Source organism: Sulfuricaulis limicola (assembly GCF_002355735.1).
Lineage (GTDB): Bacteria > Pseudomonadota > Gammaproteobacteria > Acidiferrobacterales > Sulfurifustaceae > Sulfuricaulis > Sulfuricaulis limicola.
Genome location: NZ_AP014879.1, coordinates 2,688,364 through 2,711,218 on the forward strand (window position 1 = coordinate 2,688,364; position 22,855 = coordinate 2,711,218).

Sequence of the window (22,855 nt, forward strand, 5' to 3'; positions counted from 1 at the left end):
GTGAACATTACCTGATTAGTCGCGCAGCGTGCCAGGCGGGCGTCAGGGACGCAGGGATTGCTGCGCCTCGTCGAGGCGGCTGCGTGCCGCCAGCAGGTCGCGGCGCGGGAAGCGCGTCAGAACCACCACCCGCGGCGGCCGGCTGCCGATCGTGACCTCCGAGAACGTCAGTTCGTCGGCCGGCGCATCGGGCGCTTCGACCTTGATGTTCATGCGGTTGATACGCAGCCGCACGGTCTCGCGCTTCACGTAGCGCCCGGGGTCGGCGAGCACTGCGCTGATGCCGGCGATATAGCCGTCGAGTACCAAGGCGTCGCCGCGGTCCGGGGCCAGCACCTCCCGCTCGTGCAGGAGGCGCGCACGCAGCATGGCAATCTCGTCGTCGAGCCCCGCATTCGATTCGTAGTACAGCGACTCCATCGCCCCCCGCTTCTGCAGCAGGCCGCGCAGCCGCAGTTCCAGGACGTGCTGCTCCTGCCCGCGGTCGTGCGCGCGGTGCTCCTGTTCAACGATCCGCTCGAGCGCCTCGCCGATCAGGAACCCGAAGCCGCGCTGCTCGATGTTCTGGCGCAGCTGCTGCTCGTTGTCGCAGGCGCCGAACAGCCGGTAGTCGGAAAAGCTGATCACGGTCTGCGGCGCCTCGCGCTGGAGCACCTCGCCGCTCATGGCCACGCCGAAGCCATGCCGCTCGTGGCGGGTCACGCCCAGCCCGATGTACACCTCATCCGCCAGCGGATGGTCGTGGAAATACGCGCGCACCCCGGGATCGTCGCTGAAGAACCGTTGCAGTTCCGCGGCGGTCGCAAACAGGGCGCGCACCAGCGGATCGCCGGCCCAGCAGCGGGTATTGAATTCGACCGACGCCGCCAGCCATTGGCCGCACTCGGTGAAATAGGCGATGGTCTGCTCAACCGCCGGCGCCAGTTTGCGGGCGTAACCGGGAACTGCCCGCAGGCGCGGATCGACGCCGTCGACCACCTGCTCGATCGCCTGCCGCAGCAGCGCCGGATCGCAGCGTGGCGCGGTAACGGATTGACCGCTACCGGTCTGGCGCGCCAGCCAGGCGCGCACCTTGGCGATGAATGTCGGGCGCGGATCCATATTGCTGTTCCTATCTAACCATCAAGCGGTGGCGGGTCAACACGGCGCTGGCGACCTGGCGCAACTGATCCGGCCCGGATTTTCATTACCCGCGCGCGACATGCTCGCGCTCGGCCGCCGCCAGTTCCCGCAAACCTTGCAGCGCCTGTTCCAGCACCGGGTTGTCGGTGCTGCGCGGGTAGACCACGTAGGCGGGGTGCGCGTATTCGGGCGAGCCCGCAACGCGGTGCAACCGGCCGGCGGCAATAAAAGGCGCGGCCATGCGCGCAGGCAGGAAGCAGCTGCCGCCGTTGGCCAGCGCCAGCTGGATGCCGAGCCAGCCGATGTCGGCGATCTGCGCCGGCCCTTCGAGGTCAGGATAACTCTGGGCATGCTGGGCGTAAAAACCCGGACCCCATTCAACGTAGATGTAATCCTCGCCCGGGCCCTTGTCGTCGGGGCGCGAACTGACCAGCACCAGGATTTCGTCGAACAGGTGCTCGACGACCAGGCCGGGACTGTGGGTCGGCGTGTACATCAGGCCGATGTCGAGCGAGCCCTCGATCAGCCGGCGCATGAGATCTTCCTCGAAACCGATCTCGCTGTGGATCACGACGTCGTTCGCGCGATGCCGCATCCACCCGACCCACTGCGGCAGAAATCCCTCCCACAGAGCGTGGCGCCCGCCGAGGCGCAGGCTGGCGCGGTAGCGTTCCGGCAGGCCGGCGTCGTCGCGCGCCTGTTCGGCAGTCAACACCAGACGCTTGGCGTAATCGAGGAAACGCCGGCCCGCGGGCGTCAGGCTGGCGCCAGCGCGGTTGCGCACGAACAGCCGGGTGCCGAGTTCATCCTCCAGCCGCTGGATGCGCGCGCTGACGGTCGACTGGGTCAGGTGCAGTTGCTTGGCCGCTTCGAGAAAACTCCCGTTTGCGGTAATGGCGAGGAAAGTCCGGGCCTGGTCGATATCCATGCGGAAAAATCCTATATATCGATAATATCGATATTATATAGCGAATAATATCGTTTGATTGCTATATAAACGACCTCTAATATTCAGAGCACCAAGGCATTCTGGAGAGGACAAACGCCATGAATCAAGCCGTGAACAAACTGAGCACCGACTATCGGGTCGCACGCGACCCCGAAGGTTATCTCGTCGATCCGGTGGACTGGGACGAATCCATCGCCTGCCGCCTGGCCGAGGAAGAGGGCATCGAGCTGAAAGAAGACCACTGGCCGGTGCTGCGCTTCATCCGTGAACGCTGGAACACCAACCGGATCGCGCCAGACGTGCGCCACGTCATGGAATACCTGTCAAATGAGCACGGCTTCGACAAGAAGACGGCCAAGACCCATCTCTACAAGCTGTTTCCCTATGGCTACGTGAAGCAGGCCTGCAAGATCGCCGGCATGCAGAAGCCGCGCGTCTGGAGTACCGGCTGAACGGCCCGGTCGGACATACCGGCGAGGTACCCCACAGAATCCCCCCGACAGGCAAATCGGGATATTGCAGACCCGGCAACGTCCGGGTCTTTTTTTGTCTTGCGCGGCCAGGCCGGTTCGCGCCGGGTTCTGGCGTTAATTACGGGAAATCCCGGATTGTCATCCATGCGTGGCAGCCTGCCCCGAAAACCCGCCCCGAGCCGCTGTCTATACTCATTTTTATCGTCAAAGAGGAACGCCCGTGTCCGACATCCTGTGGTGGGTCGCCGTATCGTTCGCCATGCTGGGCGCGGTCATGCTCGTCGCTGCCGGGGCGGCACTGCGGCGTCGGCGTCCGCTGCGCATGAGCGCGCGCCTGTTGCTGGCGCTGGTGTTCCTCGCGGGCGCCACGGCCAGCGGCGCCGTCGCCCTGGGCGTGCAGGGTTACCGCGCGCTGACGCACGAGGAGCTCGCCGCCACGGTGCGCACCGAACCCCTCGGCCCCAACCGCTTCCGGGCGCAATTCCGTTTTCCCGATGGGCGCGAGGTGGCGTACACACTCAACGGCAACCAGCTGTACGTGGACGCGCGCATCCTCAAGTGGCATCCATTCGCCAATATTTTCGGTCTGCACACGGTGTACGAACTCGACCGCGTCGCCGGCCGCTATCTCGATCTCGCGCAGGAACAGCAGCAACCGCGCACGGTGCAGTCGCTCGCGCCCGAGCGGCAAGTGGACCTGTTCAGCCTGCGCCAGCGCTATGCGCTGCTCAGCCCCCTGCTCGATGCCGACTACGGCTCGGCGACCTTCGCCGCCGCCGACAGCCCGGCGCAATACGAAGTGCGCGTCTCGACCACCGGCCTGCTGATCCGGAAACTGGAGCCGTAGCGGGTTACGCCCGGACCCGGGGCGGGCTGAACGCAATCGACTGGCGTTCAATCTTGTTTCCATCGCAAACGAACATGTCGGCCCCGAACGGAAACACGTGGCGGGTCGACTCGGCGTGCCACGCGATGAACAGGGTGTTGTGCCGGACGTGCAGCGCATCCACGCTGATCCCTGGCGAGTCGCCCTTGTCGATGGTGCCGAACTCCGCCAGCAGGCCCTGGTAAAGGGCGCGGATCCGGTCCCGGCCCTCGAACACACCGTCCGGCGTCATGACCACAGCGTGCTCGGCGAAATCGTCGAGCACGGCATCGAGGTTTCCGGAGGTGAAGGCCGAGACGTGTTTTTTGAACGTATCCAGCACACCCTGTTCCTCGCTCGTGAATCTTTGTTGAGTCGCTTTCATGTCGCAGTCTCCCTGTCAGCTTGCCGCGGCAGGCTGACGATCAAGATGGTTGAGGGAACGAAAAATCATGATGTTTATATGCGGATGATCTGGCCCTTGAGCGAATAAAGCACGCCCAGCACATCCTTCTTCACGTCATCGCCCAGATTGTTTTTATCCATGGCCGACAAAATATCGTCCACGGCCGCGATGAATTCCTGCTCCGAGATGTTCATGCCCTTGTGCGCGGTCACCAGATCTTTTCCGGTATAGGCCTGGGGCCCGCCGGACCCGGCGCAAAAGAACTCGACCGACATGCGCTTGGCGCGTTCGACATCGGGGGTATTTTCAAACCGGGTTTTGATGAGGGGATTCGCAAAATGCGCGTCCACGGCGTCATCCACCAGCCGCGTGATTCCCTCGATACCGCCCAGACGTTCATAAAGTGTTTTTGCCATGAGATTCTCCTGTCAGGAATTACGAGAAACCGATATCCGGCCCCGCTTGTTCTCAATTCACCGCCGCCACTTCGACCGGACGACGTTCCTGCGCCGGACGGATGTTCTGGTTGGTGCGGAAGAAATTATCCGGATCGTAGCGGTCCTTGAGCGCCGCCAGCCGTTGATAAATCGCGGTTCCGTAGGCGGCGTGCAGCCGTTCCGGGCGTTCGTCGTCAGCCATGAAATTGACATACACCGCGCCGGTGCCGAACGGCCGCAGCGCCGCCCAGGTGTCGCGCACCCACTTCACCTCGCGTCCGGTATCACTCTTGTTCTCCCAGGCGCCGGCGATGTTGACGATATAGCGTGCATCGCGTCCGCTGGCGGCGGTCTCGGTCGCGCCGACGCGGCTGATGGCACCGCCGAGCTGGAACACCAGGATCGCCGAATGTGGCGAGCCGAGCTGACGCGCCTGCGCGATCAGGGTATCGATCGCGTCATCCCTGATTTCGCGCAGATACTCGGACTTCCAGTAATACTGCCGACCGGCGAGCTGGCCGCCGTCGAGCATGGTCTGCATCGCGGTGAACGGCTTCGGCCCGATGACGTCCGCGAGCGGCCGGCCGAATTCCTTGAGCGGCTTGAGCACGCGCGCGCCCTCCACCGGATCGCCGTGGTAGCAAACGACGATCGCCACCACCGGCTTGCCGTGCAGCTCCTTCGGCAGGAACGGCGCCGGCGGCGCCGGGCGCAGTACCGCCAGGGCCCCCAGCTCCTCGGGGGCGGAAGCGGTGAATTCGCGGAAGAACTCCAGGACCTCGGCGGCCTTATCCAGCGGATACAGAATCATGCCGCCCATGACCTGCGGGCCCGCCGGCTGGAGGCGAAACCTGAACGCCGTCACCACGCCGAAGTTCCCGCCGCCGCCGCGCAGGCCCCAGAACAGATCGGCGTTCTCCTTTGCGCTCGCGCGCACGACCTGCCCTTCCGCGGTGATCAGCTCGGCCTCGAGCAGGTTGTCGCAGGTGTAACCGTACTTGCGGCTCAACCAGCCGAAGCCGCCGCCCAGCGTCAGCCCCGGGACGCCGGTGTTGGAAATGATCCCACTCGGCACGGCCAGTCCATACAGCTGGGTCTCGCGGTCCACGTCGCCCCAGGTGGCGCCCGGTTGCACCACCGCCTCGCGCGCATCGGCGTTTACCAGCACGGCCTTCATCTGCGACAGGTCGATGGTGAGGCCGCCGTCGCACAAGGCGGTGCCGGCAACGTTGTGCCCGCCGCCGCGCACCGAGATGAGCAGGTCGTGTTTACGGGCAAAGCAGATCGTCTCGATGACGTCGGCCACGCCCTGCACGCGCGCGATCAGTGCCGGCTGTTTTTCGATCATGCCGTTCCACACGGCGCGCACGCCGGCGTAGTCGGCGTCGCCGCGCCGCACCAGTCGCCCGCGCAGACGCTTGGCGAATTCATCAATATCAGATATTGCTAATGTTCCCGGACTGCCGTCGAGTTGCGTAATCGCCATTGAGTTCATGTTGATCTCCCAAGCAAGGTAAAGGGTCAGGTTTTCATTACCCGCACAGGATGGTACGGTGGCGGGGTTTCAACAAGTACAACATCTGTAGCGGTTCGGCGGGAGCAACAGGAAGGCGACTCATGAAAGGTTACGGACAATTCTGCCCGGTGGCCAAGGCCGCCGAAGTATTGGGTGAACGCTGGACACTGCTGGTGGTGCGCGAACTGCTGTGCGGCAGCCGCCACTTCAACGACCTGCGGCGCGGCGTGCCGCTGATGTCGCCGACGCTGCTGTCGCAACGCCTCAAGCAGCTTGAGCGCGCCGGCATCATCGAGCGCGAGCCGGACCGGCAGAACAAACAGGGCATGGCCTACCAGCTCACCGCCGCCGGCCACGAATTGACGCCGGTGGTGATGATGCTCGGCAACTGGGGGCAACGCTGGGCGCGCAGCGACCTCAAGCGCGAGGATCTCGACCCGGCGCTGCTGATGTGGGACATGCACCGGCGGCTCAACACCGAGAAGCTGCCAGCGCAGCGCACGGTGCTGCAGTTTGAATTTCGCGACGTGAACAGCGCCAAGCGCTTCTGGTGGCTGGTGATCAAGCGCGACGAGGTGGACGTGTGCATGAAACGTCCGGGCTACGACGTGGATGTGCAAATCACCACGAGGCTGAAGACATTGGCCGCCGTCTGGATCGGCGATGTCCGCCTGCGCGATGCCATCAAAGAGGGACAAATCGAGCTGCAAGGACCGAGTCAGCTTACGCATCAGCTCGACTCGTGGCTGGCGCTCAGCACCTTCGCCAATATCAAACCGGCCACCAGGGCCTGAACCATGCTACCCGCCGAACCGACCCTGGCGGCCCTGCCCAACACGGTGCAACGCTATTTCCTGGCAACCCGTCCGGCGTTCCTGAGCGTCACCTTGTTCGGCGCATTGATCGGCCTGGGAACCGCGCAGATCGACGGCGTTCAGATCGTCTGGCTGACGGCGTTCGTGACCGTGGTGTTCGCGCTGCTGGCGCACGCGGGAGTGAATGTCCTGAATGACTATTACGACGCCCTGAATGGCACGGATGCCATCAACACCGAGCGCGTGTTTCCCTACACCGGCGGCAGCCGTTTTATCCAGAACGGCGTGCTCACGCTGGCGCAGACGGCGCGTTTCGGCGTGGCGCTGTTCGCGGCGGTCATGCTGGCCGGAATCTGGCTGACCGCGAACTCCGGAAACGGCCTGCTGGCGATCGGCCTGGCCGGGCTCGTCATCGGCTGGGGCTACTCGGCCGCGCCGCTCCGGCTCAACAGCCGCGGGGCCGGCGAGCTGTGCGTCCTGACCGGGTTCGCGCTGATCGTGGTTGGCGCCGACTATGTACAGCGGCACGCGTTCTCGCCGATGCCGGTCGTCGCTTCCCTGTCGTACGCGCTGCTCGTGACCAACATTCTCTACATCAACCAGTTTCCTGACCGCCAGGCCGATGCCGCCGCCGGCAAACGCCATTGGGTGGTGCGGCTGGCGCCGGAACAGGCGCGTTGGGGTTATGTCGTACTGGCGCTGGCCGCCAACGCCTGGTTGATCGGCGCGGTACTCGCCGGCGTGCTGCCGGCGCTGGCGTTGGTGGCGCTGGTGGCTGCGATACCCAGTGCCCGCGCCGCGGCCGATTTGTTCCGCTATGCGGCCCAGCCACGCGCGCTCATGCCGGCGATCCGGCGCACCATCGCGGCGGCCTTGCTGCACAGTCTGTTGCTTTCGTGCGCGCTGTTCTTATAGAGCAATCAGCCCGCGATAAACGCCGTCACGCGCGCGATCACGTCCGGGTCGCGCAGGATGCGGCGATGGCCGAGACCGGTGGTGCGGACGAATTGCGCACCGGGCCAGGCCCGCGCCACCGCGGCGCCTCCCTCGATGGGGGCGTCGCGGTCGTCCTGGTCATGGATCACCAGCCCCGGCACGTCGAGCCGGCGCGCCAGGACTTCGGGCGAGAAGCGCTGCCACAAATCAGCGCCGAAGTCCGCCTCGAATTTCTTGTTGAATATTTCCTGCACCCGCGGCGCGATATCCAGCGCGGTGAAAAAACTTTGCGTGAGCCAGCGCACATTGGCCGGCGGGCTGACGGCGACAATGCGGTTCACCTTGAGCCCCTGCTGCACCGCGTAGATCGCGCAGGCGACGCCGAAGGAATGCCCGATGATCGCGTGCACCGTTCCGCAGGCACGGGCCACGGCGTGGATGGCCTCGCTGATTTCCGGCAGGCTGGTGGCGCGCCCCGGCGAGCGGCCGTGTGCCGGCGTGTCGAACGCCACCACCCGGTAACCGGCGCGGACCAGCTCCGGCGCGAACGCGCCGAGTTGCGCGCCGCGCCCGTTCCAGCCGTGCACCAGCAGCACCACCGGTCCCGTGCCCCAGGCATCGACCGCCAGCCGCTGGCCGTGAAATTCCACGTCCAGAGACTGGGCCGTGCGGCGCCATTCCTTTTCCCGCGCCGGTTCCGGATAACGCAACGGTTGAAACCACAGGCGATACACCCAGCGCCCGGCCAGGGCCGGCGCGACCAGGCCCAGCAGGCGAATCGCCATGCGCAGCATCCAGAAAGCTACTGGCATGGACAGGGAACGGAATGCGGTTTGTTATTCATGGTCGCGTCCCGGCGTCGGGAGGTTAGAAACCTTTCGGTTCAGAACTGATGCCAACATTTACTCACACGCCCGTTTTCTCAACAACCCCTGCTCCATACAGAATACGGCTCGATGACCGGCTTGCTGATTCGCAAGCTGGCGCTTAACCCAACCAAGGAAAATCCCGAACAGGGGTATTGGCGAAAACCCGGAACCGGCCCGGGTTTTCAGTGTGCTACCAGGTGCGCACGCGGCCGGTGTCGACGTGGATGAAATCGGAGCTGGCGTAGTAGCCCACGCCGCCGGCGCGCAGCGAGAGCGCGGCGCGGTGCAGGTCGCGCAGCTCGACACCGGCGAGACGGATGTCGATGGCCTGGCCGCGGGTGTGCAGGCTGTTGCGGGCCACGCCGCCGCTGTTACGGTGCATCTGTGCGTTGGTGGCGGGCGAGCGGTAGCCGGAGATGACCTGGAATGTGCCGGACGCGGCCGTGAGCTGTTGCAAATCGTGCAGGATGTCGAACAGGCGCGGGTCCATGGCCGCGACCTCGCCGCTGCGGTGATCGCGCAACAACCGGTCGAGCGTGGCGAGTTCGCTCGCCACGTACTCGCCATCGGCCCAATACGTGGCGCGGGTCTGCTCGCCGGTGTGCGTGTTGTAGAACGACAGCACGCGCTCGCCTGTCTGCGGCAAGGCCACGCGCGCCAGCGCGGGCACAGCGACCAATCCCGCGCCCACGCCCAGTGAAAACCTGAGAAATCCCCTTCGGCTCAACATCTGACTGCTGACTCCCTGGATGATGCTCTTATCTAATAAGTCTAGCTTGGAGGCAGGGTCAGAAACGACGCGTCGGCGCACCCGTTATCGCGCCCGCTGCGCCACTCGTCACTTGGCCGGGTAGTATCCGGCCAGAATGCGCTCGCGCTGGTATACGTCCTCGCGGAAATGCACCAGTCCGTCGTCGTCGACCCAGCTCGTGAGATAGAGCACGTACACCGGGATCGGCTCGGGCAGGCGCAGGGTCTGCTGGTTCTGCGTGTCGATCTCGTTGCGCAGACGCTCCTCGTCCCAGCCGTCGAGCCGTCGCAGCGCGTGCTGCGCCAGCGCCATGGCCTGCTCGAGGCGCACGCAGGATTCACTGAAGGTGCGGGTGTCGCGCTCGAACAATGCCTTGTCCGGCGTATCGTGCAGGAACACGCCGAACGGATTGGGCAACATGAACGACAGGCGCCCGAGGCTGTTCTTCGGGCCCGGCTCCTGGCGCAGCCGGTAATCAAAGCTTTCGGCATCCATGCTGATCCAGTCGAGTTGCCCGGGTTCGATTTCCTCGCTGTAGCCGTTACCGTTACTCGCGTCAAAGACGCGGATGCCGCGCGTCGTAAAAAAGAGCGGGTCGCGCTGCTGCTTCGGCAGCAGCACCTCGCGCGCAATGCGCTCCGGCACGTTCCAGTACGGGTTGATGGCCAGGGTCTGCAGCGACGCCGCGAACGACGGCGTCGGCTGCTCGGGCATGCCCACGATCACGCGCATACCGAGCACCGTGCGCCCGCGCTCGACCACCGCGAGTTCGAAGCCGGCGCTGTTGACCAGGATGTAGTGCTCGCCGAAATCGCGCGGCATCCAGCGCCAGCGCTCCAGCGTGCGGCGCAGCTGGGCGATGCGCGCCGCCACCGGGACGTTGAGTGCCGCGCGCGTGCGCGCACCCACGACACCGTCGGCCTGCAAACCGTGGCGCTGCTGGAAGCGCTTCACCGCGGCCTCGAGCGGCGCGTCGTAGGCCTCGTGGTTCCCGAACGAAAATCCGGAGAGATCGCCCTCGGCGCGCAGCCGCTCGCGCAGCAACGCAATTTGCTCCGGTGCCGCCGGCGCCTTGCCGGGACCGAACTCCGGTCCGGGTGACAGCGCCGGCCAGCCGCCCGCGTGCGCGATGCTTTCGTAGCGCGCCAACGCCTCGCGCAGACGTTCATAGGCCGGGTGCGACGGCGCCAGCGAATCGATCAGCGCGGCGAAATCGCCGTCGTTGCCCACCGCGGCGAGCGCGGCGGCGGGATCGAAGTCCGCCACCGGCAGGTACCAGCTCGGGTCGGCTTCGTGCGGGCCCACCCGGCCGGTGCGCAGGTCGAGGCTGTAACGCTCGAAGGCGCTGGTGAGATACAGCTCGAGGCAGGCCTGCCCGGCCGGCGAACGGTCGCGCCAGTGCGCCTCGATGTCGTCGATCCGGTAGCGCGCGGGCTCCAGGCCATGCTGCCCGGCGGTGCGCAGCAAGGCGCGCAACAGGCGGGCACGGGCGCCCGGTCCCCGGTAACTGACCCAGTGCGGGCGCGGGCTGTCCGGCTGGTAAAACGGCGCCAGCCGCCGCGGGTCGAGGCGCGACTCGCTGCACGACACGACCGGCGCGGCCAGCGATGCGCGCAGCGCTTCCGCGAGCGCGGCGTCGGGAGCCGGCTCGGCGCGCGCGGCACCTAACGTGGCGAACATCAGCAGCGCCGTGAACGCGCATTGCGCGCCCGATGGCGTTCGCTGGAAATGGTCGGTGGTGCGCACGGCGGGACTACCTCGGACAAACACGCAGACTTACGCACTCAATTTACCACAGTCGGGCGGTGCCGGCTCATGCGCCGCCGTCGCACGAGAGATATATTGGAATACTCTGCTCTGATTCGCGCTTTTACTGACCGCCGGCCCAGGCAGGCGGCCGGACACCGCCCTGGATTCGGCTACACTTCAAGACAATTCCTCAAAAAACAGGTGCGTCATGAACAACTGGATCTGGATAGGGAAATTCGTCATCGTCATCGCCGCCGCGCTGGCGCTGGGCGAGGTGCTGGGCAGCCTGGAGCTGTTCCGCAGCACCACGCTCGGCACGCCCAAGGTCACCGCCGGCTCGCTGGTGCGCTTTATCGCCCACGGCGGCGCGCTGGTGCTGTTGTGGCTACTCGGCCAGCAACTGACGCGGCAAATCCGCGCCCTCAACGGCGGCCTGGCCCGGCTCGCCGACCCGGTGCTGGCGCTGATCACGCTGATCATCACGGCCAGCGCTTACGTGGTGCTGATCAATTTCAGCGCGGCCTTGCTCGGCGAGAACCTGCGCAGCTTCCTCGACTGGATGTTCATCTTCGGCATCCTCGCCGCCGCGGTGTGGCTGGTGTGGGCGCTGTTCCAGAATTCCGAAGCGGTCATGGAAGCCATCGGCAAGTCCGGGAAAGCCAAGACGGGATAGTCCGGGTTCAACGCAAACCAAACACAAACGGCCCCGCGCGGGGCCGTTTTGTTTTGAATCTCCGCCGAACTAAATCCCGGCCGCAACGCCGGCACGCTGCTTCGAGCGCAGCCACAGCAGCGCGCCGAGAATGAACGCGATCGGCAGCAGTACGCCGAGATTGACGGCGCGCCAGCCGAGAAGATAGTGCAGCGCGCCGGCGGAGAGGCTCGAAACCGTCACCATCGTGAACACCAGAAAATCGTTGAGCGCCTGCGCCTTGGCCTTTTCCTCGATGCGGTAGGTCTCGGTGAGCAGCGTGGTCCCGCCGACGAACAGGAAATTCCAGCCCACGCCCAGCAGCACCAGCGCGCCCCAGAAATGCGTCAGGTCCGTGCCGCCCAGGTTCACCACCACGCACAGGACGTTCAGCACCGCGCCGGTCAGCATGATGTTGAGCACCCCGAAGCGGCGGATGAGATGGCCGGTGACGAAGGACGGCGCGAACATGCCGAGCACGTGCCACTCGATCACGAAAGCGGTGTCGGGGAAGGGGTGCGCGTGGGCGTGCATGGCCAGCGGCGTGGCCGTCATCACCAGCGACATGACGCCGAAGCCGACCGCCGCGCCGAGCACGGCGACCACGAACTTGCCCTGCGTCGCGATTTCCCGCAGCGGCCGGCCGGTGTCGTGCGCCTCGTGCGCGCCGGGGCGCGGGATGTCGAGGAACAGCAGCACCGCGAGCGAGGCAACGTAGAGGCCTGCGAGCGCGAGGTAGCTGCCGGCGAACTCCGCCGATGGCAGCAACCCGATGCTCCACTTCGCGAGATTCGGCCCCACGACGGCGGCGATCACGCCGCCGGCCATGACATAGGAAATGGCGGTCGGGCGGTAGTCGTCGGTCGCGATATCCGCCGCCGCGAAGCGATAGTAGGTCCCGAAGCCGTTGAACACGCCGAACAGCACGGCGCCGGCGCAGAACAGGAAAAACGAGCCGTGCACGATGGCCCAGGAGGCGAGTCCCGCGCCGGCTAGGCCGAACAAGGTGCCGACGATGAAACCCGCGCGTCGGCCGACGTGCTTCATGAACATCGAGGCCGGGATGGTGGTGAGCATGGTGCCGAGGAACTGCAGGCCGAGCGGCAGGGTCGCGAGCGCCTTGTTCTCGGCAAGCTGGTAACCCACGAGCGCGGACGTGGTGGCGAGTAGGATATTGCCGCTGTTCATGAGCGCCTGGCAGAACGACAACAGCCAGACGTTTTTCTTCATTCGGTTCATGCGTATGTCTTGAAGGAATTCAAAATACGATGAAGGAGGGGGAGTCTAACCCGGCTTCCGTGTGTTCAGGAAATCGTTCCTGGCTCCTTGATTACTTGCATTATCCGGGTTGCGCTTCTCGCGCCGGGGTTGGCAGTGTGGGTACTTTATCCTGGCCCGTGTGCGCCAGAATAATTTCCAAAAACTCCTGGCCGTAAGCCGCGAGTTTGCGTTCACCGACACCGGAGATCTCGCCGAATTCGCCCAGCGTGCGCGGGCGGCGCTCGATCATTTGCGTGAGCGTGGCGTCGTGAAACACGACGTACGGCGGGACACCCTGATCGAGCGCCAGCTGGCGCCGGCGGGCGCGCAGCGCTTCCCACAACGCCGAGTCGGTCGTGTTGGCGAACGCCGTGCGTGCGCGCGTCGCGGCCTTTTTGGTTTTTTCGGCTTTGATTTCGCGCCGCAGCATGAGGCGCTCTTCCCCGCGCAGCACCGGACGGCAGGCGTCGGTGAGCTTCAATGAACCGTGGCCTTCGATATCCACCGCCAGCAGGCCGCGCGCGATCAGCTGGCGATAGATGCTGCGCCATTCGTTCGCCGCCAGGTCCTTGCCGATGCCGAAAGTGCTGGATTTATCGTGGCCAAAGCGTTGCATGCGTTCATCGGCCTTGCCCATCAGCACATCCATCAGATAGTTCACGCCGAAGCGCTGGCCGGTGCGATGCACGCAGGACAAGGCCTTTTGCGCGGGCAGGCTGGCGTCCCAGGTTTCGGGCGCATTGAGGCAGGTGTCGCAGTTGCCGCAAGGCTGCGCCAGCGTCTCGCCGAAATAGCCGAGCAATGCCTGACGGCGGCAAGTGATGAGCTCGCACAGACCGAGCATGGCGTCGAGCTTGTGGCGCTCGACGCGCTTGCGCGCGGCGTCGGACTCGGAGGTTTCCAGCATCTGGCGCAGCAGGATCACGTCCTGCAGGCCGTAAATCATCCAGGCATCGGCCGGCAAACCGTCTCGCCCGGCGCGTCCGGTTTCCTGATAATACGCCTCGATGCTCTTCGGCAGATTCAGGTGCGCGACAAAACGCACGTTGGGCTTGTCGATGCCCATGCCGAAGGCGATGGTGGCGACGATGATGACGCCTTCTTCGTTGATGAAGCGCGACTGGTTATGCAAACGCACCTCGGCGGCAAGGCCGGCGTGATACGGCAGCGCGTCCAGGCCCTGGGCCTTGAGCCATTCGGCGACTTCCTCCACGCGCTTGCGCGACAGGCAATAAACGATGCCGGCGTCGCCGGCATGTTCCGTGCGAATGAACCGCAGCAACTGTTCGCGCGCGCTGCCGCCGCCCTGGGTGATGCGGTAACGGATATTGGGGCGGTCGAAACTGCTGATGAACGCACGCGCATCTTCCAGCGCGAGGCGCGCGCTGATCTCGCGGCGCGTGGGCTCGTCGGCGGTGGCCGTGAGCGCGATGCGCGGGATGTCCGGGAAGCGCTGGTGCAGCACCGAGAGCTGCATGTATTCCGGGCGAAAATCGTGGCCCCATTGCGAGACGCAATGGGCCTCGTCGATGGCGAACAAGGCGATCCGGGCACGCGCCAGCAGATCGAGCGTGCGCTCGAGCAGCAGGCGTTCGGGCGCGACGTAAAGCAAATCGAGTGCGCCATCCAGTAATTGCTGCTCGATGCGGCGCGCCGCCTCCGGCGTGAGCGTGGAATTGAGGAAAGCCGCGCGCACGCCGGCCTGGCGCAACGCCGCCACCTGGTCTTGCATGAGCGCAATCAGCGGCGAGACCACGATGCCCGTTCCGGCGCGCGCGATGGAAGGAATCTGGAAGCACAGGGACTTGCCGCCGCCGGTGGGCATGAGCACCAGCGCATCGCCGCCGCGCATGAGGGTGTCGATCACTTCCGCCTGCGGCGCGCGGAAATGCTCGTAGCCGAAAACGCTGCGCAGGATATGCAGAGGTTTGTCGTGCGTCCCGGACGAAGTATTGTTTCTTGTCACGACGAGCCCTGGTTGATCGCGTAAGGTGCGGCTAGGTTATCTGATACCGGTTTTCGGCTCAATTTGTTCGACATTGTCTCCGGGGATAACCTCACACAGCCCGGCTGAAAATCGGCGATGGCGCCGAACGCTATAAGGCGTCATGTAATCCCTGCATCGGTTTGTTTTCCGACGAACACGCCACGAGGGCCGACCAACAAGCGCCGCCGAAACGATCCAGACCGTATAGTACAGTCCCTGCCCTGAAAAACTGTGCCGTTGACGTTGCCCGCGACACTGGCGAACTGATCAACCCCGAGCAACCCATTGCAAGGAAGCAAAAAATTTTAATTCGTCTCAGGAGAAATCATGCTCAAAACCCTGATCGTTTATATTCATCTGCTCGCGACCGCCTTCGCCCTGGTCGAGCTGCTCAAATTCGATATTCGCCTGCTGTGGAACCTCAACCGGCCGCTCGCCGCTGCCGACCTGCAACGACTGATCAGCACCAAGAATACCGTCACGCTGGCACTGGTCGTGCTCTGGATCACGGGCATCTGGTTCGTGGTCAACGGAGTGATCGATGAGCCCGACAAGTACCTGACCAACCAGAAGCTGTGGATGAAACTGTTCACCGTCTCGCTGCTGACCGTGAACGGCATGCTGATGCATTCGGTCGGCTTTGCCCGCCTGCGGCCCGGCGTGGTATTCAGCCAAATGGCGCTCAGGGGCCAGTGGATCCTGCTCGGCATGGGCGTGGTGTCATCGGTGTCATGGATGTTCGCCGCGTTCCTCGGCATCGCCCGGGTGTGGAATTACTCCGCCAGCTTCCATGACCTGTTCGTCATGTACCTGTGGTTCCTGTGGGGCGGTTTCACCGCCGCCAGCCTGCCGCTGCTGTACCTGCGATTGCGCCACAACAACGCGCGCGTGTCGGACACGCTCAAGTTCAATCTGCTCAAGACCTTGTCGCTGTTCCACGGATTCAGCGACGCCATCTTGTGGGAATTCCTGCACCTGTCGGAATGGCGCCGCCTGAAGCCGGAGCAGACATTGATCGAGGAAGGCAAGGCTGCCCGCTCGTTTTATATTCTGGCGAACGGCGAGGCCAGCGTTGAGAAGAACGGCAAACCCATCGGCGTGCTCAAAGTCGGCGACTACTTCGGTGAAATCGCCTACATTCGCGAGCAGGCCGCGACCCGCGCCGCCACCGTTACGACCCGGAGCGAGGCGATGGTGATCAGGGTAAAAAGCGAAACCCTGACCACGGCCAGCGACGAACTGCGGTTCTCCCTGCATCGCGCGTTCCTGCGCGCCTTGGACGAGCGCCAAACCCGCACCGAGTACCAGCTGGCCGCGCCCTGAGCCCGATGCACTGAATAATCCGGGTTTGGCGCAGCTCCAACCAAAACGGCCCCGCGAGGGGCCGTTTTGGTTTCAGCGTCCATGTTGAAGGAATACTTTAATATCCGGGATTCCAGTCTCCCTAGTGAAGTCTGCCTTCAATAACCATTATTTCGTTGCTTTCGCCTCCGTAATCCACGGTTCAAGACGCCTGCCATAAGCCACTGAGACTTCGAACGGTGAAGCGGCAACGCCATATTCATTTGTTCGCGCGCCCTCCTGCATGGACGCAAATATCTCGCGATACCGGGCCGGAACGTTGATCTGGGAAACGCTCAGACCGGAGACGTATCCCACCAGCTTCGGTTTGCGATTTTTTTCGCCGAGATACGGCTGAATCTGCCCGCGCAGGATCGCATAGCGTTTACGGTCGGGATACCGGGCGCGCAAGCTCGCTACATCAAGGCCCGCGTCAACGACGAACAGGCGGCTGTATGTTTGTTCTTCCTGGTACAGCTCCTGTTTGGCGTTTTTTACCCGCAGCTCGAATTCCTTCTTGCCGGGATTCGCCTTGAGCAGCGCTTCTTCCTTCTGCAGATGTTTTCGCGCGTCGTCCAGCATCGCCCGATAGACCTGCCCATCGAGCTCCAGCACCAGCAGTGCCTCCCGCGGCAGCAGCTTGTCGTAGTGCATGCCTGCGCGCTGCGAATTCTCGGGTTCCGCGACATCGAATCCCAATGCCGCGAGCTTGGCCTTGTCCAGCCAGCCCGGCGCGTTGCCTGAACCGACATATCTCCATCCCATGACAGGGAGGCTGTCATCCTGTATGGCATGCACTCTCCACTGCAAGGCCAGCGAGATGCCGCTGTTCTCCTGGCTGAGACCCCATCCGTAGGGAAGATGAAGCTCGCGCTCCGTCAGCGTCAGCGTACTTTCCGGTTCGTCCGAGCGGTTGTATGCCACACCGACGAGCGCCACGGCGTTGGTGGTCAGGATAAGCGCCAGGCCGGCGACAAGCGTATGCGTGCGCGACCACTTCATGATGAAGCTCCCAACAACCTGTAATTCGTCGCCCGCAGGCGGCGCAGCACCAACAGAAGCAGGATGGCGGCGAGTCCCAGCACCAGGAAGAAGAGATACTTCGGCATGATCTCCCACCACCAGTCAAAGAACTTGGTGTAGAGGAAAATCACGAAAAAAGTCATGCCGGTATTCACCACTTCAGGCCAATGCCGGCGTGCGCCCAGCCAGATCGCGCCCGCGCTGCCGGCAAAACCCAACAACTGGTACAGGCCCTCCACGATGTCCGGGTCAAGCTCGAGATAGCTCCCCTTCCCCCAGTTCGCGAGGACCAAAGCCGGCAGAAACAGCGTCAGCAAACCGAATATGCGATAGATGCCCGCAAAACCCGTGAAGCGCGTGTGATCGACGAACTGCGGGATCAGGAAAAGCACCAATGCCGCGGGAAAGAAATTCTCTGGTCGGCGGCTGAAATCGATCCAGTACAGGCCGCTCCATGTCCCCACGCGTGCCGATATGTAGGCAACCACGCACAGGATGCCCATGGCCAGCAGCAAACGCAGGTCGCAGGTATAGGCAAGCAGGAACGCGAGCGCCGCCCATGGTATCAGCGCCTTGTCGGACGGCGTGATGTTGAATATCTGGCCCAGCATGGAGATGTTGAGCACAAAACAGGCGAAGGCCACCATCGCCGCGAGCTTGGCGAAATAGCCCGACTCGTCGCGGCTCTGAATCCAGACCGTTGCCGCGAGCGTTCCCACCGCCGATAAAACCAGGGTCACCACCTGCCATGGCGTCGAGAGCAATCCCCAGAACTGGTAGAAGAGAAAAAAGACGCTCGCCGCCAGCGCCAGCGCACCGAGGAACGAGGCGATGCGCATGCCCAGCGACAATTGCTTGGCTTGGGCATCACGGTCAATGTCGTAATCCTGGGTATATTGCGAAAGCAGGCGCTCGTGATGATCCGTCAGCGTTCGTTTTTGTTCTTCGGTCAGTGATAAAACTCTGTCTCTTTCCAGACGATCGAGCTCGCGCCGGAATACGCGAATATCATCCGCTCGCTGTTGCGCGTCGCTGCGTGAGGGTACGTTCATGGTAAGTAATACTTAGCCCAGGCAATGCGAAAATGCCATGGCGCGTCAATCTCTCATTAGCATGCGCTAATATTTAGCGCGCTTCTTGCGTTTCGACGCTCGCTTTATTTCTGCTGCGGGTAGACGGTCCTGGCATCCGGAGGCGGTTTGTCGCCGACCTTCAGAAGCCACAGTGTGTCCAAGAGCGAAGGAACGATAAAAATAGACAGTGCAACACCAATACGTACAGGTAATCCCCATTTACCAGTCAGCATGAAGGCGGCAACTCCCGCTGCCAGGAAAAGCAGGTAGATCAGCGCCATTAACTTGTGCGCTCCTTGATTATTTATTCGTGACTAGAGGCAGTCACCCTTACCGCAAGCCACAACAAGATGGATCGCAAACAAAGCAGAAGCCATTAATGCCAAATAAAGTCCCCCCGCTAATAACCGGTTTCTATGGCGCATTGTTGGCGTTGCAACGAGGCTGATAACACCGCTGGTGAGACAAACACCAAATACTGCATACCAAGACCACTCCGATAATCCCAGGAACGGTAATTTTCCCTGGCTTAACGCAGCACGATAGGCCCATTCAACGTACAGAAAAAACGCCAAAGGGACACCGGCGATTGCCCATCCCAATAGCGCAAAGGAGATAAAGCGGTCATGTCGATCCAGACTCACGCTCAACGTCCCCCTATCGGGATTGGATTTGCGTACCCGGGCACCTGGAATTGACCTCCCGTGTTAATTGCGGGTGGAGTCACTCCCGCGCCTGACAGCACTCCAGAAACATAAGAATTACTGTTAAACCTCCCGGCTGGCATGGATCCATCTCCGATAAACGGCACTGGAGAGATATGAGGAAAGCTATAGTCCAGGTTACTGGTATACCTGAAAGATGTTTTCAAGATATTTTTGATGAATTCGCAATCAGACATCCCTGACGGCGTCGGTACGATCTGGGTAAATGTTGCGTTACCAATGGCATCACCAGGATAGTTATAGGCAGACACAAGTTTGTCGCCGCTTTTCTGTCCACCAACAGTTATTGGCCAATTTCCCTTGCAGTTACATTTATCATCCGGATCAAGATGAATGGCAAGGTGAAAGGAGTTGGGATTAGTAATTCGTCCCCCGGGGCTTGCAGCCATGTGTCCGACCAATGTTACGCGTAAGCCATATGGATCAACATAGCGCAATGGGTTGTTATGAACATAAGTGTAAGTGTTCGTCCCGCCCTGCAATCCGACCGGGTCACTGCTGAGGTATCTCCCGGTTTTCGGCTCATAATATCTCGCTCCGTTGTAATGCAACCCAGTTTCAGAATCGAAATACTGGGCTTGCGCGTATGCGCTCCACGCAAGTAGTGCAACAACCAAATGGATACAGATATTATTTCCAAATTTGTTCATACCCCTGTCCTCCCAATCTGGAGAAACGGTGCGTATCGTAATTGTGCTTTTTGGTTTCGCTATTTCGATTCACCGCTCTATAGTTGTCAAGACAACTTGGGGGGGTAAAGCTTTAGGGTGGATGGTGGAACCGGCACCAGAAAAAATAACGGCCCCTCGCGGGGCCGTTTTGGTTTCGGGGTCCGGGTTGAGAACCGGCCTTGGAGCTTCAGCTCTCGTTCTTCGTGGCGGTCTCGCCCTGATCCGGGGACTGGTCAGGGGTTTCACCGGGCTGGGCAGCGCTCTTCTCCAGCTTGCGCTGGCGCTTCTCTTCCATTTTCTTTTTCTTTTGAAGTTCCTTCTGGCGCTTCTGAAACTGATAGTTGGGTTTTGCCACCGTAGCGCCCTCTTTCAATAAAGTTAATCTGTATTATGCCAAACATTGCAGCGGCTGTCCGAACCCTCAAAACGGCCCCGCGAGGGCCGTTTCTATTGTGAGGCGGCCCGCTATACACGTACCAATTTCGTCCAGCCAAACCCGCGGCGGTAGTCGAGTATCGAGACCACCTTCGGCTGCACGCGCACGAACACGGTCTCTGCCAGATCCTCCTCGCTAAGGTTTTTCATGTCCTTGAATTTGCGCGCCAGCAGCGTGAGCGCGCGCTGGGTGTCGGCCGGTTTATCCAGAACCTTGGCAGTGGCGCCCATGGACAGTCCGGTGATCTTCTTCCAGTCGGCCGTATCCTTGTTGATCGTGAGCGAGACCTTGGGCGAGCGCCGCAGGTTGCGCACTTTCTGGCCGCTGCGGTCGCAGGCGAAGTAGAGCGTCAGCCCGTCGTTGGCGTAGGTCACCGTCGTCGCCTGCGGGTAGCCGTCGGACCGCACGGTCGCGAGGCTCATGATGCGATTTTTTTTCAACTGATCGAGGATGAAGCGCTTGGCTGACGGGGTCACGGTTCCTCCTTGCCTGGTGGGCGCGCTGTTTTCAGGCGAAAGATGGCACAACCGCGGGTAAGTGGCTTTGACGAAAATCAGGACCAAGCGAAAGAAATCGTGCCCGGCCCTTTTAATTATTTTGAGTGCACCGGCGGCGGGACCATGTAGGCAAACGGCGACGGCGTACCGGGCGGCACTTTGGGGTCCTTGCCCCAGTCGGGATAGCCGTCGGTCAGCGTCTTCATGAAGGCCACCAGCGCCGCCTCTTCCTCCGGCGTGAGTTCAAGATTGCCGAGTTCCTCGGTGTTCAGGTTGGCACGCACCTCGGGGGCCGGCCAGCAGGTCTTGCCGAAGCCCGGGTCGTTGTTGTCGCGGCAGACCTTGGGCTTGGTATCGCGCGTGTTGTAGAAGTGCGTGATCTCTTCCAGCGTCCGAAACACGCCGTTGTGGCCGTACGGTGCGGTGATGGCGATGTTGCGCAGGCTCATCACCTTGTGTTTGCCGCGCTCCTTCTCAGCCGCCAGTTTTCCGGCGAGCTGCGAATGAAGGGCGAGGCCGGGGTCCGGCTCCGGGTTGCCCGGGATGTTCACGTTGCGCGGCAGGCCGAGATTGTCGTAGGTGAAATCGGTGAACAGCGGCGGGCGCTTGCGGCCGTCCGCGCCCACGGTCGGCTCACTGGTGTGACAGGCCGAGCACTGGGACTTGTCACCCTCGAACACCTTAAGACCCTGCATCTCCTGCGCGGTGAGCGTGGTCTTGCCGGCCAGGTAAAAGTCGAACTTGGCGGTGAAGCGGTTGAACACCGGTGACGACTCGAATGCCGCGATCGCCTGGACCATGCGCGCATAGGCTTCGGTCACTACCGCGGGGGCCTTGTCCTCGGACGTGGCGCGCGCGTTGTCCGGAATCCGGGACAGATCCACCCGGTACAGCTCGCGGAAGCGCCGGCGGTATTCCGCATCCTGCTTCAGCCGCGTGACCACCGCCCACTCGCTCGGCATCGCCATCTCGTTCGGATTCAGGAACGGTTCCCGGGCCTGGTCGGCGAGGGTCGCGGCGCGGCCGTTCCAGAACTGGCCGCCGACATAGTTTCCTTCTTCTTTGTCCCGGTGGAATGCCGGGCTGAAGGCGGCGTAGCCGGCGCTCGGGGTATTGAGGGCGCCGGTCTTGCCCGCGACCGAGCCGGCGGAAACCGGCGTGCCGCTGGCGACGTTCACCGGGTCCACGAACCCGGGTGTCGCCACCGTGCCCGGCGACGGCGCCAGACTGTGACAGGTGGCGCAGGACTGGTTGCGTTGCAGCGAAAGGTTCACGTCCTCGTACAGCTTCTTGCCCAGCTGTTGCTCGGGCGTGAGCCCGCCAGCCGCGGCCAGCGGCGCGACCATCATCAGCAAGAAATAAAGTGCGGGGAGTTTCCTGTTCATGCCTGCATACTAAGTCGACAGAATCCCGCTAAACCATGATCCGGGTCAAAGAAGAAATATTGCTTATATATGGAGAGAATTCGACTCTGAGCCGGATTTACGCTGATCAAAGGGTACTGACCCCTTTAATCAGTTTAATGGCCGGTGGCGCGGATACTCCCCAGCATATCGTGGACATCACCGGCGATCACCGCCAGGAAGGCGGTCAGCGCGAGATAATAGATGGCATAGGTTACGCGGGTTTCGGCCTTGACGCTGTAATACGCCAGATTTTCCGGCGCCTTGGGGTCGAACTTGAATGCCTTGACGACGTTGGGCGCCGCCAAGAGCGCCATCAGAATCAGCAACGGACTCGGGTGATAGAAGAAAAGTCCGATCAGAATCGGCGCTCCCAACAGCCACACGCGCGGCGAAATAATCGCCGTGATGCGCCCGCCATCGAAGGGTGACAACGGAATCAGGTTAAACAGATTGATGAAAAAACCGGCGTAGGCCAGGGCCAGCAGCAGATTGCTGTCATACTGGCGCGCCAGAAAGTAACAGGCGAGAGCACCGACCGAACCGATCAGCGGCCCGGCGAAACCCACGTAGGCCTCGGTCTCCACGTCGTGTGGCAACTGCTTCAGCTCGATCCAGGCACCGACGAACGGGATGAAGGTCGGCGCGCCCACATCCAGGCCGCGCTGACGCGCGGCGAGGTAATGACCCATTTCATGGACGAAGATAAGCGCGACAAACCCGACCGCGTACCACCAGCCGAAAATCCAGGCGTAAGCGAAAACGGAAAGCAGCATGCTGCCGCCGGTCAGAAACAGTTTGCCGAATTTGAGTCCGCCGAAAAGAATCAGCAGCGTCTTCATGCAGGTTGCCGCAGGTAA

The 22,855-nt window shown here is 62.6% G+C and carries 25 protein-coding genes; 6 read left to right on the forward strand and 19 right to left on the reverse strand.

What is annotated here, in order from left to right; all coding sequences use genetic code 11:
- Positions 1-42: 42 nt before the first annotated feature.
- Positions 43-1,101, reverse strand: a complete 1,059-nt coding sequence (locus tag SCL_RS13045) for a hypothetical protein (protein WP_096361615.1) — start codon at positions 1,099-1,101, stop codon at positions 43-45.
- 85 nt (positions 1,102-1,186) lie between these two features.
- On the reverse strand, positions 1,187-2,050 hold the full coding sequence (locus SCL_RS13050) for a LysR family transcriptional regulator (protein WP_096361616.1): 864 nt from the start codon (positions 2,048-2,050) through the stop codon (positions 1,187-1,189).
- Positions 2,051-2,169: 119 nt separating this feature from the next.
- Between SCL_RS13050 and SCL_RS13055 the strand changes: the two genes are divergently transcribed.
- Positions 2,170-2,523 (forward strand): TusE/DsrC/DsvC family sulfur relay protein, encoded by a 354-nt coding sequence (locus SCL_RS13055; protein ID WP_096361617.1) that lies wholly within the window; start codon positions 2,170-2,172, stop codon positions 2,521-2,523.
- 241 nt (positions 2,524-2,764) lie between these two features.
- Positions 2,765-3,391 (forward strand): hypothetical protein, encoded by a 627-nt coding sequence (locus tag SCL_RS13060; RefSeq protein WP_096361618.1) that lies wholly within the window; start codon positions 2,765-2,767, stop codon positions 3,389-3,391.
- A 4-nt stretch (positions 3,392-3,395) separates the two neighbouring features.
- Here SCL_RS13060 and SCL_RS13065 read toward each other — a convergent pair whose 3' ends face one another.
- From SCL_RS13065 to SCL_RS13075, 3 genes are all read right to left on the reverse strand, one after another.
- The gene (locus SCL_RS13065) at positions 3,396-3,794 is read right to left on the reverse strand and encodes a nuclear transport factor 2 family protein (RefSeq protein ID WP_096361619.1); all 399 of its coding nucleotides are present in this window, start codon (positions 3,792-3,794) and stop codon (positions 3,396-3,398) included.
- A gap of 74 nt (positions 3,795-3,868) precedes the next feature.
- A complete protein-coding gene (locus SCL_RS13070; RefSeq protein WP_096361620.1) occupies positions 3,869-4,231 on the reverse strand; it encodes a group I truncated hemoglobin in 363 nt (120 codons plus the stop codon).
- A gap of 52 nt (positions 4,232-4,283) precedes the next feature.
- On the reverse strand, positions 4,284-5,747 hold the full coding sequence (locus SCL_RS13075; protein ID WP_197702642.1) for an FAD-binding oxidoreductase: 1,464 nt from the start codon (positions 5,745-5,747) through the stop codon (positions 4,284-4,286).
- A 122-nt stretch (positions 5,748-5,869) separates the two neighbouring features.
- Here SCL_RS13075 and SCL_RS13080 point away from each other — a divergent pair, with 122 nt between their 5' ends.
- Together SCL_RS13080 and SCL_RS13085 are read left to right on the forward strand one after the other, a co-directional pair.
- The gene (locus SCL_RS13080) at positions 5,870-6,562 is read left to right on the forward strand and encodes a winged helix-turn-helix transcriptional regulator (RefSeq protein ID WP_096361622.1); all 693 of its coding nucleotides are present in this window, start codon (positions 5,870-5,872) and stop codon (positions 6,560-6,562) included.
- Positions 6,563-6,565: 3 nt separating this feature from the next.
- Positions 6,566-7,498, forward strand: a complete 933-nt coding sequence (locus SCL_RS13085) for a prenyltransferase (protein ID WP_096361623.1) — start codon at positions 6,566-6,568, stop codon at positions 7,496-7,498.
- Between the two features lie 5 nt (positions 7,499-7,503).
- On the opposite strand, the gene SCL_RS13090 is transcribed toward SCL_RS13085, so the two are convergent.
- The 3 genes from SCL_RS13090 to SCL_RS13100 form a co-directional block, all read right to left on the reverse strand.
- Positions 7,504-8,331 (reverse strand): alpha/beta fold hydrolase, encoded by an 828-nt coding sequence (locus SCL_RS13090; protein WP_096361624.1) that lies wholly within the window; start codon positions 8,329-8,331, stop codon positions 7,504-7,506.
- 247 nt (positions 8,332-8,578) lie between these two features.
- Positions 8,579-9,118: a peptidoglycan L,D-endopeptidase MepK gene (gene mepK, locus SCL_RS13095; RefSeq protein WP_096361625.1), complete on the reverse strand. Its 540-nt coding sequence runs from the start codon at positions 9,116-9,118 to the stop codon at positions 8,579-8,581.
- 108 nt (positions 9,119-9,226) lie between these two features.
- Positions 9,227-10,885, reverse strand: a complete 1,659-nt coding sequence (locus tag SCL_RS13100) for a L,D-transpeptidase family protein (RefSeq protein ID WP_096361626.1) — start codon at positions 10,883-10,885, stop codon at positions 9,227-9,229.
- A 211-nt stretch (positions 10,886-11,096) separates the two neighbouring features.
- Here SCL_RS13100 and SCL_RS13105 point away from each other — a divergent pair, with 211 nt between their 5' ends.
- Complete coding sequence (locus tag SCL_RS13105; protein ID WP_096361627.1) at positions 11,097-11,561, forward strand: hypothetical protein; 465 nt, start codon at positions 11,097-11,099, stop codon at positions 11,559-11,561.
- A gap of 69 nt (positions 11,562-11,630) precedes the next feature.
- Here the strand turns inward: SCL_RS13105 and SCL_RS13110 are convergent, their stop codons facing one another.
- The gene (locus tag SCL_RS13110; RefSeq protein WP_197702643.1) at positions 11,631-12,818 is read right to left on the reverse strand and encodes an MFS transporter; all 1,188 of its coding nucleotides are present in this window, start codon (positions 12,816-12,818) and stop codon (positions 11,631-11,633) included.
- 100 nt (positions 12,819-12,918) lie between these two features.
- On the reverse strand, positions 12,919-14,805 hold the full coding sequence (recQ, locus tag SCL_RS13115; protein ID WP_096361629.1) for a DNA helicase RecQ: 1,887 nt from the start codon (positions 14,803-14,805) through the stop codon (positions 12,919-12,921).
- Between the two features lie 348 nt (positions 14,806-15,153).
- Here recQ and SCL_RS13120 point away from each other — a divergent pair, with 348 nt between their 5' ends.
- Positions 15,154-16,149 carry a cyclic nucleotide-binding domain-containing protein gene (locus tag SCL_RS13120; protein WP_096361630.1) on the forward strand — a complete coding sequence of 332 codons (996 nt, stop codon included), beginning with the start codon at positions 15,154-15,156 and terminating at the stop codon, positions 16,147-16,149.
- A 147-nt stretch (positions 16,150-16,296) separates the two neighbouring features.
- On the opposite strand, the gene SCL_RS13125 is transcribed toward SCL_RS13120, so the two are convergent.
- From SCL_RS13125 to SCL_RS13160, 9 genes are all read right to left on the reverse strand, one after another.
- The gene (locus SCL_RS13125) at positions 16,297-17,169 is read right to left on the reverse strand and encodes a DUF4824 family protein (RefSeq protein ID WP_096361631.1); all 873 of its coding nucleotides are present in this window, start codon (positions 17,167-17,169) and stop codon (positions 16,297-16,299) included.
- The gene (locus tag SCL_RS13130) at positions 17,166-18,242 is read right to left on the reverse strand and encodes a DUF2157 domain-containing protein (protein WP_096361632.1); all 1,077 of its coding nucleotides are present in this window, start codon (positions 18,240-18,242) and stop codon (positions 17,166-17,168) included. Before SCL_RS13130 ends, SCL_RS13125 begins: the two co-directional genes overlap by 4 nt.
- A gap of 104 nt (positions 18,243-18,346) precedes the next feature.
- Entirely contained in the window at positions 18,347-18,544 is a 198-nt protein-coding gene (locus tag SCL_RS13135) for a hypothetical protein (protein ID WP_096361633.1), read from the reverse strand.
- Positions 18,545-18,577: 33 nt separating this feature from the next.
- Entirely contained in the window at positions 18,578-18,907 is a 330-nt protein-coding gene (locus tag SCL_RS14180; RefSeq protein WP_148665101.1) for a hypothetical protein, read from the reverse strand.
- A 2-nt stretch (positions 18,908-18,909) separates the two neighbouring features.
- A complete protein-coding gene (locus SCL_RS13140; RefSeq protein WP_096361634.1) occupies positions 18,910-19,638 on the reverse strand; it encodes an RHS repeat-associated core domain-containing protein in 729 nt (242 codons plus the stop codon).
- Positions 19,639-19,846: 208 nt separating this feature from the next.
- On the reverse strand, positions 19,847-20,014 hold the full coding sequence (locus tag SCL_RS14300) for a hypothetical protein (protein WP_172426055.1): 168 nt from the start codon (positions 20,012-20,014) through the stop codon (positions 19,847-19,849).
- 110 nt (positions 20,015-20,124) lie between these two features.
- Positions 20,125-20,571: a pyridoxamine 5'-phosphate oxidase family protein gene (locus SCL_RS13150; RefSeq protein WP_197702644.1), complete on the reverse strand. Its 447-nt coding sequence runs from the start codon at positions 20,569-20,571 to the stop codon at positions 20,125-20,127.
- 116 nt (positions 20,572-20,687) lie between these two features.
- A complete protein-coding gene (locus SCL_RS13155) occupies positions 20,688-21,977 on the reverse strand; it encodes a cytochrome-c peroxidase (protein WP_096361636.1) in 1,290 nt (429 codons plus the stop codon).
- Between the two features lie 134 nt (positions 21,978-22,111).
- Positions 22,112-22,837, reverse strand: a complete 726-nt coding sequence (locus SCL_RS13160) for a site-2 protease family protein (protein ID WP_096361637.1) — start codon at positions 22,835-22,837, stop codon at positions 22,112-22,114.
- Positions 22,838-22,855: the final 18 nt, after the last annotated feature.